The organism is Maritimimonas sp. 2405UD52-3 (genome assembly GCF_056591715.1).
Map to the genome: position 1 here is coordinate 709,364 of NZ_JBWQOL010000001.1, position 16,869 is coordinate 726,232.

General features: G+C 35.3%; 15 protein-coding genes and 2 riboswitches. Of the genes, 14 read left to right on the forward strand and 1 reads right to left on the reverse strand.

Going from position 1 to position 16,869, the window contains the following annotated elements; genetic code table 11:
• Positions 1 to 6: 6 nt before the first annotated feature.
• Positions 7 to 1,260: a methionine adenosyltransferase gene (gene metK / locus AC1EU5_RS03305; protein WP_480190926.1), complete on the reverse strand. Its 1,254-nt coding sequence runs from the start codon at positions 1,258 to 1,260 to the stop codon at positions 7 to 9.
• Positions 1,261 to 1,637: 377 nt separating this feature from the next.
• A riboswitch (SAM riboswitch) is annotated at positions 1,638 to 1,757 on the forward strand.
• 113 nt (positions 1,758 to 1,870) lie between these two features.
• Here metK and AC1EU5_RS03310 point away from each other — a divergent pair.
• From AC1EU5_RS03310 to metH, 14 genes are all read left to right on the forward strand, one after another.
• A complete protein-coding gene (locus AC1EU5_RS03310; RefSeq protein WP_480190927.1) occupies positions 1,871 to 3,166 on the forward strand; it encodes an O-acetylhomoserine aminocarboxypropyltransferase/cysteine synthase family protein in 1,296 nt (431 codons plus the stop codon).
• Positions 3,166 to 4,152, forward strand: a complete 987-nt coding sequence (locus tag AC1EU5_RS03315) for an alpha/beta fold hydrolase (protein WP_480190928.1) — start codon at positions 3,166 to 3,168, stop codon at positions 4,150 to 4,152. Before AC1EU5_RS03310 ends, AC1EU5_RS03315 begins: the two co-directional genes overlap by 1 nt.
• The gene (locus AC1EU5_RS03320) at positions 4,152 to 5,333 is read left to right on the forward strand and encodes a trans-sulfuration enzyme family protein (RefSeq protein ID WP_480190929.1); all 1,182 of its coding nucleotides are present in this window, start codon (positions 4,152 to 4,154) and stop codon (positions 5,331 to 5,333) included. Before AC1EU5_RS03315 ends, AC1EU5_RS03320 begins: the two co-directional genes overlap by 1 nt.
• Positions 5,334 to 5,348: 15 nt before the next feature.
• Positions 5,349 to 5,756, forward strand: coding sequence for an RrF2 family transcriptional regulator (locus AC1EU5_RS03325; RefSeq protein WP_480190930.1), 408 nt, complete (start codon positions 5,349 to 5,351; stop codon positions 5,754 to 5,756).
• 126 nt (positions 5,757 to 5,882) lie between these two features.
• Positions 5,883 to 6,509 (forward strand): phosphoadenosine phosphosulfate reductase domain-containing protein, encoded by a 627-nt coding sequence (locus tag AC1EU5_RS03330; protein WP_480190931.1) that lies wholly within the window; start codon positions 5,883 to 5,885, stop codon positions 6,507 to 6,509.
• A gap of 6 nt (positions 6,510 to 6,515) precedes the next feature.
• Positions 6,516 to 8,609 (forward strand): HEPN domain-containing protein, encoded by a 2,094-nt coding sequence (locus AC1EU5_RS03335; RefSeq protein ID WP_480190932.1) that lies wholly within the window; start codon positions 6,516 to 6,518, stop codon positions 8,607 to 8,609.
• Between the two features lie 12 nt (positions 8,610 to 8,621).
• A complete protein-coding gene (cobA, locus tag AC1EU5_RS03340) occupies positions 8,622 to 9,398 on the forward strand; it encodes a uroporphyrinogen-III C-methyltransferase (protein ID WP_480190933.1) in 777 nt (258 codons plus the stop codon).
• Positions 9,392 to 9,976, forward strand: a complete 585-nt coding sequence (locus AC1EU5_RS03345; RefSeq protein WP_480190934.1) for a precorrin-2 dehydrogenase/sirohydrochlorin ferrochelatase family protein — start codon at positions 9,392 to 9,394, stop codon at positions 9,974 to 9,976. Before cobA ends, AC1EU5_RS03345 begins: the two co-directional genes overlap by 7 nt.
• Before the next feature lies 1 nt (position 9,977).
• Positions 9,978 to 11,030, forward strand: coding sequence for an NAD(P)/FAD-dependent oxidoreductase (locus AC1EU5_RS03350; RefSeq protein ID WP_480190935.1), 1,053 nt, complete (start codon positions 9,978 to 9,980; stop codon positions 11,028 to 11,030).
• Positions 11,031 to 11,080: 50 nt separating this feature from the next.
• Complete coding sequence (gene epsC / locus AC1EU5_RS03355) at positions 11,081 to 11,818, forward strand: serine O-acetyltransferase EpsC (protein ID WP_480190936.1); 738 nt, start codon at positions 11,081 to 11,083, stop codon at positions 11,816 to 11,818.
• Positions 11,805 to 12,695, forward strand: coding sequence for a cysteine synthase CysM (cysM, locus tag AC1EU5_RS03360; RefSeq protein WP_480190937.1), 891 nt, complete (start codon positions 11,805 to 11,807; stop codon positions 12,693 to 12,695). Before epsC ends, cysM begins: the two co-directional genes overlap by 14 nt.
• 60 nt (positions 12,696 to 12,755) lie before the next feature.
• Positions 12,756 to 12,863: riboswitch (SAM riboswitch) on the forward strand.
• 49 nt (positions 12,864 to 12,912) lie between these two features.
• Positions 12,913 to 13,908: a homocysteine S-methyltransferase family protein gene (locus AC1EU5_RS03365; RefSeq protein ID WP_480190938.1), complete on the forward strand. Its 996-nt coding sequence runs from the start codon at positions 12,913 to 12,915 to the stop codon at positions 13,906 to 13,908.
• Entirely contained in the window at positions 13,877 to 14,191 is a 315-nt protein-coding gene (locus AC1EU5_RS03370) for an antibiotic biosynthesis monooxygenase family protein (RefSeq protein ID WP_480190939.1), read from the forward strand. Before AC1EU5_RS03365 ends, AC1EU5_RS03370 begins: the two co-directional genes overlap by 32 nt.
• Complete coding sequence (metH, locus tag AC1EU5_RS03375; protein WP_480190940.1) at positions 14,191 to 16,869, forward strand: methionine synthase; 2,679 nt, start codon at positions 14,191 to 14,193, stop codon at positions 16,867 to 16,869. The genes AC1EU5_RS03370 and metH overlap by 1 nt, the downstream gene beginning before the upstream one ends.

Here is a 16,869-nt window from a genome sequence, read left to right on the forward strand (position 1 = left end):
AAGATTTTATAAATCAAATGCTTTTTTCACTATATCAACATGATCTAATTTTTCCCAGGTAAAGAGTTCCACATCTAGCGTTTTACTTTTACCATCAGGCTGGGTAAATGTTTTTGATATAGTTTCATTTTTTCGCCCCATGTGTCCATAGGCTGCTGTTTCACTATACATAGGTTGACGCAATTTTAAACGCTCTTCAATGGCATGCGGACGCATATCAAAAATGTTAGCCACTTTTTTAGCTATTTCGCCATCTGTAAAATCAGTTTTAGAGGTGCCATAAGTATCCACAAAAATTCCCATGGGCTCAACCACACCAATGGCATAAGACACCTGTACTAAAATCTCATCAGCTACACCTGCAGCCACTAAATTCTTAGCAATATGCCTCGTCGCATAGGCAGCGCTTCTGTCTACCTTACTTGGGTCTTTTCCAGAAAAAGCACCACCACCATGAGCACCTTTACCACCATAGGTGTCTACAATAATTTTTCTTCCGGTTAAACCGGTATCACCATGTGGGCCACCAATCACAAACTTACCGGTAGGATTGATGTGATATTTAATATTGTCATTAAATAATTCTCTAACCGCTGGTGCTAACTTCTGCTTTACTCTAGGAATCAAGATTTCAACGATATCTTTTCTAACAGTATCAAGCATGGCTTCTTCAGAAGCAAAATCATCATGCTGAGTAGAAATAACAATTGAATCAATACGTTGAGGCACGTTATCATCTGAATATTCAATGGTCACTTGTGCTTTAGCATCCGGACGCAAGTATTTAATCAACTCATTTTCTCTACGTAACAGCGCCAATTCTTTTAAAAGAGTATGTGAAAGGTCTAATGCCAAAGGCATATAGTTTTCTGTTTCATTGGTGGCATATCCAAACATCATTCCTTGATCTCCCGCACCTTGCTCTTCTTTTGAGTCTCTGTCTACACCACGATTTATATCATCAGACTGTTCATGAATAGCAGATAACACGCCACAAGAATTTCCGTCAAACATATACTCACCTTTGGTATATCCTATTTTATTAATGACATCTCTGGCTATTTTTTGAACATCTAAATAAGTATTTGATTTTACTTCGCCAGCCAAGACTACCTGCCCGGTAGTCACTAAAGTCTCACAAGCTACTTTAGACTCTGGGTCAAAAGCCAAAAAATTATCAATTAATGCATCAGAAATCTGATCTGCTACCTTATCTGGATGTCCTTCTGAAACACTCTCAGAAGTGAATAAATATGACATAAAATTTGATTAAAATTAAAATAGGAAAACAAAGAGTGATTGCTTGGTCGCTTAATGAAGTATTTCATTACTGCTTTAGCATTTTTAAACGAGGTTGCAATCAGTTCAAATCTTTCCTCTGAAATCGGCTACAAATTTAGAAAAATATTTAGCATTACTAGAAGTTCATAATTTAAATTTTCTCAAATTATGCATAAATGAATTCATTTGATTAATCAAGAAAAATTAAGATATGAGAATTGGTTTTGATGAGAATAATAAAATTTGAATGCATAAAACTTGCTATATATATAAAAATAATCAGTTTTCTTTAAAAAAATTTGGTCAACTGAATTTTCTTTTAGAATATTTGTAGCTAAGTTCAATTACTTATTGAAATGTTATCAAGAAAGGTGGAGGGATTAGACCCCGTGAAACCTTAGCAACCCTTTTTTCTAAGGATTTTTAGGATTAAGAAGGTGCTAAATTCTACCAAACATTGCTTGGATAGATAACTCAAAGAAATTACTTTCTGTACTTTCTATAATTTCTTATAACATTTTTCTATTAAGTACGTCGTAAGACGCATTTGGCTTTTTAATTTATTCATTAACGAAAAAAGTAAAGAAAAATGAGCACACAACAATTTGCAACCAACGCACTACATGCTGGACACGATGTGCAGCAAAATGCTGGCACAAGAGCTGTCCCTATTTACCAATCTACGGCGTACGTTTTTAACGACGCAGATCATGCTGCAAACTTATTCGCATTGGCGGAAACAGGAAATATTTATACACGAATTAATAACCCAACAAATGATATTTTAGAGCAACGTTTAGCTGCATTAGAAGGAGGAATTGCAGGCGTGGTAACAGCGTCAGGCACATCAGCTATTGCAACAACATTACTCACACTTTTAAAAACAGGAGATCATATTGTAGCCTCAAACAGTTTGTATGGTGGTACCTATAACATGCTAAGTGTTACCTTGCCAAGATTTGGTATTACAACTACATTTGTAGACCCTTCTGAAGTTGATAGTTTCTCAGCGGCTGTTCAGGAAAATACTAGAGCTGTTTTTGTAGAATCTTTAGGAAATCCTAAACTAGATGTATTAGATATTGAAGATATTTCAAGACAAGCGAAGGCTGCTAAAGTTCCTTTAATTGTTGACAATACAGTGGCAACACCTTATTTACTAAAACCTATTGAATATGGAGCAAATATTGTTATTCACTCATTAACCAAATATATCAATGGTAACGGTACTGCACTGGGAGGTGTTATTATTGATGCCGGCACTTTTGACTGGAGCAATGGCAAGTTTCCTGAATTTACGGAACCTTCTGCAGGATATCACGGGTTGGTTTATCATGAAGCACTTGCAGAAGCAGCTTTTATTGCTAAAGTTCGTATAGAAGGGCTTCGCGATTTTGGAGGAGCTTTGAGCCCATTTAATGCATTTCAGATCATTCAAGGATTAGAGACACTACCTGTAAGAATTAAACAACATAGTCAAAGTGCCCTAGCATTGGCAAAATGGTTGCAAAAACAAGATGAAGTAGCTTGGGTAAATTACCCAGGATTAGAGACAAGTGATTACAAACAACTAGCAGATAAGTATTTGCCTCAAGGTCAAAGTGGTATTGTTACTTTTGGTGTTAAAGGAGGTTATGAATCTGCAAAAACTGTGGCTGATGAAACGAAGATATTTTCGTTATTGGCAAACATTGGTGATACAAAATCATTAATTATTCATCCTTCAAGTACTACACATCAGCAATTAAATGAAGAGGCCCAAGAGTCAACAGGAGTTACTAAAGATTTGATTCGACTTTCTGTTGGTTTAGAGGGTTTGGAAGACTTAAAAGCTGATTTAAAAGCAGCATTTAAGGCGATTCCTAAATCGGTTTTAGAAAGCTAATGAGTGATCTGAATTATTTAAATATTGATAATTATAAGACTGAAAGTGGTACGGCAATTTCACTAAAATTGTCGTATCAAATTTTTGGTCAACCCTTGCATCAAGCACCTATTGTATTGGTCAATCATGCCTTGACCGGAAATTCAAGTGTAGCAGGAGAAGATGGTTGGTGGAAAGATTTAATAGGTTGTAATAAATGTATAGACACGGAATTTTATACGGTATTAGCCTTCAATATTCCTGGCAATGCATTTGATGGTGATGAGACCTCATTAATTCATAACTATAAAGACTTTCTTGCAATAGATGTGGCTAAAATATTTGTTCTAGGGCTTCGGGAGTTAAAAATAAATATACTTTTTGCTGTTATAGGTGGATCTGTAGGCGGTGGTATCGCCTGGGAGCTGGCAGCCCTGAAACCTAATTTAATAGAACATTTAATACCGGTTGCAACAGATTGGAAATCTACAGACTGGTTAATAGCGAACTGCTTTTTGCAGGATAATATTTTAAATAATTCTAACAAACCTATTGAAGACGCTCGTATCCATGCGATGATGTGCTACAGAACACCACAGTCTTTTAAAGCAAAATTTAATAGAACTATCAATGAAAATTTAGAAATTTTCAACATTGAGAGTTGGTTGATACACCATGGAAATAAGTTAAGAGACCGTTTTCAATTGGCATCCTATAAGTTCATCAATCAGCTTTTAAAAACAATTGATATTTCCAGAAATGAAGATTTTGATGTTGTGGTTAGCAAAATTCAATCAACAATTCATTTGGTTGCAGTAGATACAGATCTGTTTTTCACACCTGATGTAAGTCGAAATACATATGATCAATTAAAGAACCTAGGTTTAAATGTTTTTTATCATGAAATTCAATCCATTCACGGGCATGATGCTTTTCTTATAGAGTTTGATCAGTTAACCTCATTTTTAGAACCCATTTTCTCAAAGCACAAGATAAATATAGCTTAGTGAGTAAAAAGCAAGATTTTCATATTGAAACTGAGGCGATTCGTACGCAATTAGAACGTTCTAACTTTCAGGAACATTCTAATCCTTTGTATCTAACATCAAGTTTTGTTTTTGAAGATGCTGAAGAGATGCGCGCATCATTTGCAGAAGAGAAACAACGAAATATATATAGCCGATTCACAAACCCTAATACTTCTGAATTTGTAGAAAAAATATATAAAATGGAAGGAGCGGAGTCAGGTCATGCTTTTGCTAGTGGAATGTCGGCCGTGTTTTCAACGTTTGCAGCTTTATTAAATAGTGGTGATCATATACTATCTTCCAGATCAGTTTTTGGGTCAACACATTCATTGTTTACCAAGTTTTTACCTAAATGGAATATCTCAACTAGTTATTTTAAAGTTGATGAAATAGATGCAGTTGAAAGTCTGATTACGGAACGTACAAAAATTCTTTATGTAGAATCTCCTACAAATCCTGCTGTAGATATTTTAGATTTGGAATATTTAGGAGGCATAGCAAAGAAATACAATCTGTTATTTGTTGTTGATAACTGTTTTGCCACACCTTACTTACAACAACCAATAAAATTTGGTGCCGATTTAGTAATTCATTCAGCTACAAAATTAATTGATGGACAAGGAAGAGTATTAGGTGGAGTAACTGTTGGTCAGGCTGATTTAATTCGAGAAATTTATCTATTTTCGAGAAATACAGGCCCAGCATTATCACCTTTTAATGCTTGGATCTTATCAAAGAGTCTTGAGACACTTGCGGTTCGTGTTGAAAGGCATTGTGAAAATGCTTTGGCGGTAGCGCAATTTTTGGAAAATCACTCCAAAGTAGATTGGGTAAAATATCCATTTTTAAAATCTCACCCTCAATTTGAGATTGCAAAAAAACAAATGAAGTTAGGAGGTAATGTGGTAGCTTTTCAAGTAAATGGAGGTATAGAAAAAGGAAAGCAATTTTTAAATGCAATCAAGATGTGTTCTCTGTCTGCTAATTTAGGAGATACAAGAACTATTGTAACACACCCGGCTTCTACTACTCATAGTAAACTATCCATAGAAGAGCAATCTGAAGTAGGAATTACTGACGGTTTGGTTCGGATTTCTATAGGGTTGGAACACATAGATGACATTATTGAAGATCTTAGCAATGCGTTGAACAAAATATAGTGATATATTTGTTTAATGCTTTCCAAAAAAACCAAATACGGCCTTAAAGCACTGGCATATATTGCGCGCCAAGAAAAAGGAATTCCAGTACCTATTGGTGCCATTGCTAAAAGCGAAAATATTTCACATAAATTTTTAGAAAGTATTTTACTTACGCTGCGCAAATCTGGATTTTTAGGTTCAAAAAAGGGAAAAGGTGGTGGCGTATACCTGATTAAAGAGCCTAAAGAAATTAGAATGGTTGATGTCATTAGAATTTTAGAAGGTCCCATTGCCTTGGTACCATGTGTAAGCTTAAATTTTTATGAAAAATGTGATGATTGCCCTGATGAAGAAACCTGCTCCATAAATAAGTTGATGATTGAAGTTAGAGATAGCAATCTGGCAATCTTCCGTAAGCGAACGCTTTTGGACCTTATCTAATGTCATATTCGTAAAAACTTTAAGTAATTTTTATCAAATTATTATGATTTTTTAAAGAATAAGTATTTATGTTTGTACAGTAATCCTACTAATCCGATAGGATTATTATAAAATAAAATTAACCACATGTTAAAAGATACAATTGATATTGAATTTTGGAATAAAAAGTTAAGCGATAAAACGCCATATGAAATTATAGATTGGGCACTACAATTAACTGATAAAAGAATAGTAACAACAAGTTTTGGTAAGTACTCAGCAGTTTTGTTACATACTTTTTTCCAAAAAGACCCTGCTATAAATGTAGTTTGGTGTGATACAGGTTATAACATTCCTGAAACCTATGATCATGCTTTAGAATTGATGCGCAGATTTCAATTAAACATAGACTCATATGTGCCTTTAAAGAGCAAGGCTTTTATAGAAGCTACTTTGGGGTACCCGGAAGTTGATACTCCTGAACATAAAGAGTTTACTGAGATCGTGAAGCTTGAGCCATTTAAAAGGGCGTTAGCTGAACATGAACCTGAATTATGGTTTACCAACATTAGAGAACGTCAAACAGAATTAAGAAAATCAAAGAATATATTAAGCTTTAGCAAGCAAGGTATTTTAAAGGTGAGTCCTTACTATTATCATACAGACGCAGATTTAGACGCTTATTTAGATGCACATGACTTGCCAAAAAATAGCACCTATTTTGACCCTATTAAAGCTTTAGAAAATAGAGAATGTGGAATACACTTGCAATAAATTACAATGCAAAGTTTTAGAACAGAAATAGAAAATCCGGTAGTTGAAAAAGACATCATTGAATTAGCCAATAAGATTGAGCTTTTTCAAAAGGGAAAGATTGACGAAGAAAAATTCAGAAGCCTTCGTTTGGCTCGTGGAGTTTATGGCCAGCGACAAGAGGGCGTCCAGATGATTCGGATCAAGTTACCTTATGGGAAGGTAAAATCCAATCAGTTAAAACGTATTTGTGATGTTTCTGATGAGTACTCAACAGGAAGACTACACATTACAACGCGTCAAGACATTCAGATTCACTATGTGGATTTGAATAGAACTCCACAGTTATGGGCACAACTTGAAAAGGATGAAGTTACTTTACGTGAGGCTTGTGGTAACACAGTGCGAAATGTAACGGCTTCTGAAACTGCAGGTATAGATCCTAATGAGCCATTTGATGTATCACCCTACGCGCAGGCGGTTTTTGAATATTTTTTAAGAAACCCTATTTGTCAGGAAATGGGACGCAAATTCAAAGTGTCATTTTCATCTTCAGACGAAGATACAGGGCTATCTTATATGCATGATATTGGATTTATAGCTAAGATAGAAAATGGTATTCGAGGCTTTAAAATTATGTTAGGAGGCGGTTTAGGCTCGCAACCCAGACATGCTGATGAGTTATACAGCTTTTTACCTTCAGACAAGATTATTCCATTAATGGAAGGTGTATTGCGGATTTTTGATCGCTATGGAGAGCGAAAAAGTAGGGCAAAAGCAAGGATGAAATTCTTGATCAAAGATATTGGCTTAGATGCTTTTAAAGAATTAGTTGCAGAAGAACAAAAAGCCCTCCCAAATAAAACTGTAGTTATTGATGCTGAGACATATCAAGCTTCTATTCCCGTAAAAGCTGAAGTACCTGAGATTGAAATTAAAGATCATAAAGCCTTTGACTTATGGAAATCTACAAATGTAATAGCTCAAAAACAAAAGGGTTATGTAGCAATTGGTATAAAAGTCTTATTAGGCGATTTCTATACTGATAAAGCTCGATTATTAGCAGATTTAGTTGAAAATTATGCAGCAGGTGAAATCCGTTTATCCTTACGTCAGAACATTTTAATTCCTTTTGTAAAGGAAGATTTAGTGCCTTTCTTTTATCAAGAGCTAGAAAAATTAGGCTTTACTGAAGTAGGCTATAATAAAGCAGTAGATATTACTGCTTGTCCGGGAACAGACACTTGTAATTTGGGAATTGCCAGCAGTACAGGAATAGCTGATGAATTAGAGCGTGTATTGAAAGCTGAATATCCTCAATATCTTGAAAAAGACGATTTAGTGATCAAGATTAGTGGTTGTATGAATGCCTGCGGGCAACACAATATGGCGAATATTGGCTTTCAGGGTATGTCAATTAGAACAAAAGACAAATTGGTGGCCCCTGCACTTCAGGTGTTACTTGGTGGAGGGAACTTTGGTAATGGTCAAGGGCGCTTTGCAGACAAAGTAGTTAAGATACCAAGTAAAAGAGGGCCTGAAGCTTTAAGAAGAATTTTAAATGATTTTGAAGCTAATGCCAAAGGGAAACTTTTTACGGAGTATTACGAAGATAAAGGAGAAAGATACTTTTATGAACTCCTAACGGATTTATCTAATGTAGATAACCTTACTCAAGATGATTTTATTGATTGGGGTAACGAGCAGAAATATATAAAAGCAATTGGTATTGGTGAGTGCGCCGGTGTTGTGATCGATTTAGTAGCGACATTGTTTTTAGAAAGTGAAGAAAAAATAGACAATGCAAAAAGATCATTTGAAAATCAAGTCTATTCTAATGCTATTTACCGTGCCTATAGTTCTATGGTAAATTCTGCTAAAGCCATATTAATTGCTGATAATCATAAAACCAATACGCATGCCGGAATCATTAAGCAATTCGATGAGCTGTATGTATCCACAGGCACATTGCAATTGAATACTACTTTTTCAAAGTTGGTGTATCAAATAAAAGAGTTTTCGCCTAGCAAAGAATTTGCCATTCAATATATAAGCAGCGCAACAGACTTCTTGACAGTTGTTAAGGTATTACGTCAAAAGCAATTAGAGTTAGTGAATTAAAAATGTAGCAAGATGTTAAATGAACGTATTCCTAAATTGACAGTCGTAGGTGCTGGCCCCGGAGATCCGGAACTGATTACATTGAAGGCAATCAAAGCTATTAGATCTGCTAATGTAATTTTATATGATGCATTGATCAATACAGATTTATTAGAACATGCATCTCATGATTCAGAAAAGATTTATGTCGGTAAACGTAAAGGATGCTATGCTTATCAACAAGAACAGATTAATGAATTAATTGTTTCTAGAGCCAAAAGTGATGGGCATGTAGTTCGTTTAAAAGGTGGAGATCCCTTTATTTTTGGGAGAGGGGCGGAGGAAATGGAATATGCCTCTCTATTTGGAGTTGAGGTAGCTGTGGTGCCTGGTATATCATCTGCATTTGCAGTACCAGCGTATCAAAATATACCACTTACCAAACGAGGAAGCTCAGAAAGTTTTTGGGTTATTACCGGAACTACCAAGGAACATAAATTATCAAAAGATATTGCACTCGCTGCGCAATCTACTGCCACAGTAGTTATTCTAATGGGTATGGGCAAATTATCGGAAATAGTAGCACTTTTTAAGTTCAATGGAAAGAAAGATTTGCCTGTTGCTATTATTCAAAATGGAACGACACCCCAAGAGAAAATAGGGATTGGAACTGTAGATACCATTGTTGAGGTGGTTAAAGAAAAGGAGCTTAGTAATCCGGCTATTATTGTATTAGGGCAGTCGGTAAAACACAGAGAGCAGTTATTAAATATTCAGAAAAAGGTTCAATTAAGAACAGTGTTATGTTAGAGCAAGTAAAAAATGAATTATACCCCATTTTTTTAAAGGTATCGCAGTTAAATGTGTTAATTGTTGGCGGAGGTAATGTGGCCTTAGAAAAGCTAACCTTTTTACTAAAATCAAGTCCTAATGCCAAAGTTGCTTTGATAGCATTAGACTTTTCTGAGGAGGTAATTAAACTGGCTAAAGAGCATAACATTTTGTATATGCACAGACCTTATTCAGCAAATATTTTGCACAAGCAACATATTGTTATTGCTGCTACAAATGATGAAGAGGTAAACAAACAAATATACTGTGACGCCAAGGAGAAACAGCTATTAGTAAATGTAGCAGATACTCCACAGCTATGTGATTTTTATTTAGGTGGAATCGTAACCAAAGGCAACATAAAAATTGCCATTTCTACAAATGGAAAATCTCCCACAATGGCAAAGCGTTTACGTCAATTTTTTGAACAGGTAATTCCTGAAGAAGTAGATGATTTAGCTAAGAATTTGAATAGATTTAGAAAAACAATCAAGGGTGATTTCGCATTAAAAGTTTCGAGATTGAACAAATTAACAAAAGGATTAATTACAGAATAAAATGATAACTACAGATATATTAATTATTGGAGCAGGTCCAACAGGATTATTTACGGTTTTTGAAGCAGGATTATTGAAGTTAAAATGTCATTTGATTGATGCATTACCACAAGCTGGTGGTCAATGTGCAGAGATTTACCCTAAAAAACCCATTTATGATATTCCTGGTTTCCCTGAAGTGTTAGCAGGTGATTTAGTTGATAACCTACTAAAACAAATTGAACCTTTCGCTCCTGGTTTTACATTAGGTGAACGTGCTGATACTATTGAAAAATTGGAAGATGAAACTTTTATTGTTACCACAAATAAAGGTACAAAGCATCATGCAAAAGTGGTAGCTATTGCAGGAGGATTAGGTAGTTTTGAACCCCGTAAACCACCTATTGTAAATATTGCTGATTTTGAAGATAAAGGTGTAGAATATATTATTAAAGACCCAGAAATTTATAGAGATAAATCGGTAGTTATTGCAGGAGGTGGAGACTCTGCTTTAGACTGGTCTATCTTTTTGACAGATGTAGCCTCAGATGTAACGCTTATTCATAGAAGGAATGAGTTTAGAGGTGCGCTAGATTCAGTAGATAAAGTTCAGGAATTAAAAAATTTAGGTAAGATCAATTTGATTACACTAGCAGAAGTAAAAGGAATCCTTGGAAAAGAAAAAGTCACCGGAGTGGCAGTTGAACAAAAGGATAAAGATCCGTTTATCATTGATACCGATCATTTTATACCCTTATTTGGCTTATCACCTAAGCTTGGACCTATTGGTGACTGGGGACTAGAAATAGAGAAGAATGCTATTAAAGTAAATACCTTTGATTATCAGACCAATATTCCAGGTATTTATGCTATTGGAGATGTAAATACATATGCAGGTAAATTAAAACTTATTTTGTGTGGATTTCATGAAGCGACACTTATGTGTCAAAGTGCCTATCAAAAAATTTATCCTGATAAAAAGTATGTAATGAAATATACTACTGTTGGCGGTGTTGAAGGATTTGATGGATCTAAAAAGGAGGCACCAAAAGCAGTTGTTAAATCTATTGTATAGTGGTAAGGATTCAATACATTTGAGTCTAATAATGCTCATAAAGAAATTATATGCCTTATAATATTCGTTTAAAGGATGAAGTAGAAAAGTTCACTAAAGAACTTTTCTATTTTTTATTTGATACCTCAGATAGAGAGCAACAGCTTAAAAATTTAAAAGTAGATTTTATAGAAATTTCCGAAGAGTTATTGGTGAAAAAACCGCAGCAGTTTTGGGAATCCTTCCAAGAGAAATTTTCGGTTATAAAGCAGCAATTAGATATTGATGCTCAATCTTTTGTAGAAAATGACCCTGCTAATAAGAGCTTAGAGGAAGTATACTTGGCCTACCCTGGGTTCTATGCTATTGCCATTTATAGATTGAGTCATGAATTAGAGCTACTTGATATTCCAATTTTACCAAGGATGATGAGTGAATATGCACACGGTGTTACAGGAACAGATATCCATCCAGGAGCTGTTATTGGAAACCCATTTTTTATTGATCATGCCACTGGAGTTGTAATTGGTGAAACTACTACCCTAAAAGATAATGTAAAAATATATCAAGGGGTGACGCTCGGTGGTATTCAAGTTGCAAAGAGCTTGGCTTCAGTTAAAAGACATCCAACCATTGAAGATAATGTAACCATTTATGCCAATGCTACTATTTTAGGAGGCGATGTAGTTGTTGGCGCTAATAGTATTATTGGTGCAAATGTTTGTTTGACAGAATCGGTTCCGGAAAATTCAATTATTACCTATAAAAAAGAATATAAAATAAGATCAAAAGAGCGTGTTACAAGGTAAAAGTATCTTAGATCAGATTGGTAATACACCTTTGGTTGAGGCCTCTAACATTATCTCAAAAGATAAGGTTCGATTATTCTTGAAACTTGAGGGTAAGAACCCCGGTGGTAGTGTAAAAGATAGACCTGCTTTTAATATGATTTCTGAGGCGTTAAAACGGGGTGATATTAAAAAAGGAGATACATTGGTTGAAGCTACCAGTGGTAATACCGGAATTGCCTTAGCACTTATTTCAAGTCTTTTAGGGGTTAATATGGTGTTGGTAATGCCTGAAAGTGCTACCGAAGAGCGTAAAAAAACCATGCGAGCTTATGGAGCCGAATTAAGATTGGTATCACAAGAAGTTGGTATTGAAGGTGCCAGAGATTTAGCCGAAGAGTTGAGAGATAGTAAAGGTTATTTTATGTTAAATCAATTTTCGAATCCAGATAATTGGAAGGCACATTATAAAACAACAGGTCCGGAAATTTGGAGAGATACAAATCAACAAATTACGCATTTTGTATCGGCCATGGGAACAACAGGTACCATTACAGGTACTTCTACATTCTTAAAGGAAAAAAATAAAGACATCACTATTGTAGGTGCACAACCTGATGATTATTCAAGAATTCCCGGGATTCGCAAGTGGTCACCGGAATATGTACCTTCAATTTTTGATCGCTCAAAAGTTGACCGCATTGTAGAAGTAACACAACAAGAAGCTTCTGAAATGTCAAGGCGATTAGCGCAGGAAGAAGGGATTTTTGCTGGCATGAGCAGTGGAGGTTCAGTAACTGCTGCGTTAAAAATAGCGCATGAAATTGACGAAGGTATAATTGTAGCTATTATTTGCGATATAGGCGATCGCTATTTGTCTTCAAATTTATTTGGTTAAAATTATGTAATTCAAAAATGAATTGCGTTATTTGTAAGCAAGTTCAATAAAACATTCTGATTGTTATCATGAAAGGCTGAGGGAATAGACCCTGTGAAGCCTTAGCAACCCTTTAACCTGTAAAGAAGGTGCTAAATTCTATCCCGTGTACTCGGGAAAAGATAACTTAAGAGCAATTCCTCTTATTTTTCGTGATGACAATTGATTTTAGATCAATATGTCAAATATATATAAAGCCATAAAAGAACGAATTTTAGTGTTAGATGGTGCTATGGGCACCATGTTACAGCGCTATGAATTTGCCGAAGAAGATTTTCGAGGAGAACGATTTAAAGAATATCATCTTCCCTTAAAAGGAAATAACGATCTGTTATCTCTAACGCAGCCAGAAGCAATTAAAGAAATACACAGAAAATATTTTATTGCAGGAGCAGATATCATAGAAACAAATACCTTTTCGGGTACTACCATAGCCATGGCTGATTATGATATGCAAGATTTGGTCTATGAACTAAATTATGAATCGGCGAAATTGGCAAAGGAAGTAGCGCAAGAGTTTAGTACTCAAGGAAAACTAAGATTTGTGGCTGGAAGTATTGGCCCTACAAATAGAACGGCAAGTTTATCACCTGATGTTAATAAACCAGAATATAGAGCTGTCACTTTTGATGAGTTGAGAAAGGCATATAAAGAGCAAGTTGAGGCATTAATAGACGGAGGCGTTGATATTTTATTGGTAGAGACCATTTTTGATACATTGAATGCAAAGGCGGCATTATTTGCTATTGAAGAGGTAAAAGATGAGCGTAGTTTAGAAATTCCAATCATGGTATCTGGTACCATAACTGATGCAAGCGGTAGAACTTTATCAGGACAAACAGTTGAAGCATTTTTAATTTCCATTTCACATATTCCTTTACTATCAGTAGGGTTCAATTGTGCACTAGGGGCTGATCAACTGAAACCGTACTTAAAAAGATTATCAAAAGAAACATCATTTTATACATCAGCTCACCCAAATGCAGGTTTACCAAATGCTTTTGGTGAATATGACCAAACTCCAGAAGAGATGCAAGCACTTATTGAGGACTATTTAAAAGATAATCTGGTAAATATTATTGGAGGTTGCTGCGGTACAACACCAGAGCATATTCAAAAGATTGTTGAGGTCTCCCAAAATTATGAACCAAGAAAAATTCTTCAAGAAGTTTAAGGTGGTATTAGAAGTAGCCATATTACATATAAAAGATAATCTTTCTAAGGAGTTTGAAGAAGCTTTTAAGAAGGCTGCACCAATCATTGCTTCCATGAAGGGGTATGTTTCTCATGAGCTCAAAAAATGCATTGAAAAAGATGATAAATATATATTACTAGTGAATTGGGAAACAGTAGAAGATCATGAAGTGGGGTTTAGGAAGTCAGATGAGTATAAACAATGGAAGAAACTGTTGCATCATTTTTATGAACCATTTCCTATAGTAGAACATTATCAATAATGGGAGTAGCAAATAAAAAATATTTAACACTTTCGGGGTTGGAACCCTTAATCGTTACACCTGAAAGTAATTTCATTAATGTAGGTGAACGCACCAATGTAACAGGTTCAAAGAAGTTCCTTCGTTTGATTAAAGAAGAGAAATTTAGCGAAGCTTTAGAGGTAGCAAGACATCAGGTGGAAGGAGGGGCGCAGATCATTGATGTGAATATGGATGAAGGAATGATTGATGGTAAAGAGGTAATGGTCACTTTTTTAAATTTAATTGCTTCTGAACCAGATATTAGTAGGCTGCCTATTATGATTGACAGTTCTAAATGGGAGATTATAGAAGCCGGATTGCAAGTGGTGCAAGGTAAGAGTGTTGTTAATTCTATTAGTCTAAAGGAAGGAGAAGAAGAATTTATTAGACAAGCAACGTTGATCAAGCGCTATGGCGCGGCTGTAATTGTAATGGCTTTTGATAAAGATGGTCAGGCAGATACGTATGAGAGAAGAATAGAGATCTGTGAGCTGTCTTATAGAACTTTGGTAGATAAAGTTGGATTTGCACCTGAAGACATCATTTTTGATCCCAATATTTTTCCAGTGGCCACAGGAATGGAAGAGCATAGAAAAAATGCGATTGACTTTTTTAAAGCCACCAAATGGATCAAGGAGAATCTACCATATGTAAATGTGAGTGGTGGGGTGAGCAACGTATCTTTTTCTTTTAGAGGAAATAATACGGTTCGTGAGGCAATGCACTCTGCTTTTTTATATCACGCCATTCAACATGGTATGACTATGGGTATTGTAAATCCCGCATTGCTGGAGGTTTATGATGAAATACCAAAAGATTTATTAGATCATGTAGAAGATGTACTTCTAGACAGACGTGAGGATGCTACCGAAAGACTATTAGAATTTGCAGAAACGGTAAAAGGAATAAAGAAAGAAACATCCGCTAAAGCACAAGAATGGAGAAGTGATGCTTTACAGGAGCGTTTAACTCATGCATTGATAAAGGGTATAGATACTTTTATTGAAGAAGATGTTGAGGAAGCCAGGCAATCAGTTTCAAAACCTATTGAAGTGATCGAAAACCATTTGATGAATGGAATGAATGTGGTTGGCGATTTATTTGGTAGCGGAAAAATGTTTCTGCCGCAAGTAGTAAAATCGGCTAGGGTAATGAAAAAGGCGGTGGCATATCTACAACCCTATATTGAGTCTGAAAAAGATGGTTTACAACCATCAAATGGAAAAATTTTAATGGCTACTGTTAAAGGCGATGTACATGACATAGGAAAGAACATTGTAAGTGTGGTATTAGGTTGTAATAATTATGAAATTATCGACTTGGGTGTGATGGTGCCTCCTGAAAAAATAATAGAAGTAGCTAAGAACGAACAGGTAGACGTCATTGGGTTAAGTGGCCTTATAACGCCATCCTTAGATGAAATGGTGTATTTGGCAAATGAATTAGAAAAACAAGAGTTTGATACACCGTTGCTAATTGGTGGTGCAACAACCTCTAGGGCTCATACAGCTGTTAAGATTGCTCCTAAGTATCAAAATACTGTAGTGCATGTTAATGATGCTTCCAGAGCTGTTACCGTGGTTGGTAGTTTGCTTAAAGACAATAATCAGACTTATAAAGAGGAAATAAGAAAAGAATATGATTCTTTTAGAGCGCAATTTCTATCAAGAAACAAACGAAAAGAATATGTTTCTTTAGAAGAAGCACGTAAACGGAAATTTAATATTGCATGGTCAAAGTCAATGATCGTTAAGCCAAATAAATTAGGTGTTCAGGTATTTAATGATTTCGATTTAGAAAAACTAGAAAATTATATTGATTGGAGCCCGTTTTTCCGTTCATGGGATTTACATGGAAGGTATCCAGATATTTTAAAAGATAAAGTTGTAGGCAAACAAGCTTCAGAATTATTTGAGGATGCAAAGGTGCTTTTAAATAGAATTTTTACTGAGAAATTGCTGACTGGTAAAGCTGTTTTTGGTCTGTTTCCGGCAAATACTATTAATCATGATGATATTGAGGTTATTTCGAATGAAAATGAGAAATCTAAATTTCTTACCCTACGTCAGCAATTAAAGAAAGGAGAAGGTAAATCGAGTTTTGCATTAGCCGATTTCATAGCCCCTAAGGATACAGGAATTCAAGACTATATAGGATGCTTTTGCGTTACTGCAGGATTTGGTACTGATGAATTAGCAAAACAATTTGAAATAGAGCATGATGATTATAATTCGATTATGATTAAGGCATTGGCAGATCGCTTGGCAGAGGCATTTGCTGAATATCTGCATGAAGAAATCAGAACTAAGTATTGGGGCTATGCCAAAAATGAAAAATTGACCAATGAAGAATTGATCAAAGAAGGCTATAAAGGTATTCGACCCGCACCAGGTTATCCAGCTTGCCCGGACCATTTGGAAAAGAATACGATCTGGAATTTATTAAATGTTGAAGAAAAAATAGGTGTTAGGCTAACGGAAAGTTTGGCCATGTGGCCTGCAGCTAGCGTCAGTGGTTATTATTTTGCCAATGAGCAAGCTAAGTATTTTGGACTAGGTAAGATTACAGAAGATCAATTAGAAGATTATTCAAAACGAAAAGATATTACAATGGAAGAAGCTAAGAAATGGCTAAGCCCTAATCTTGTAGAAAACTAA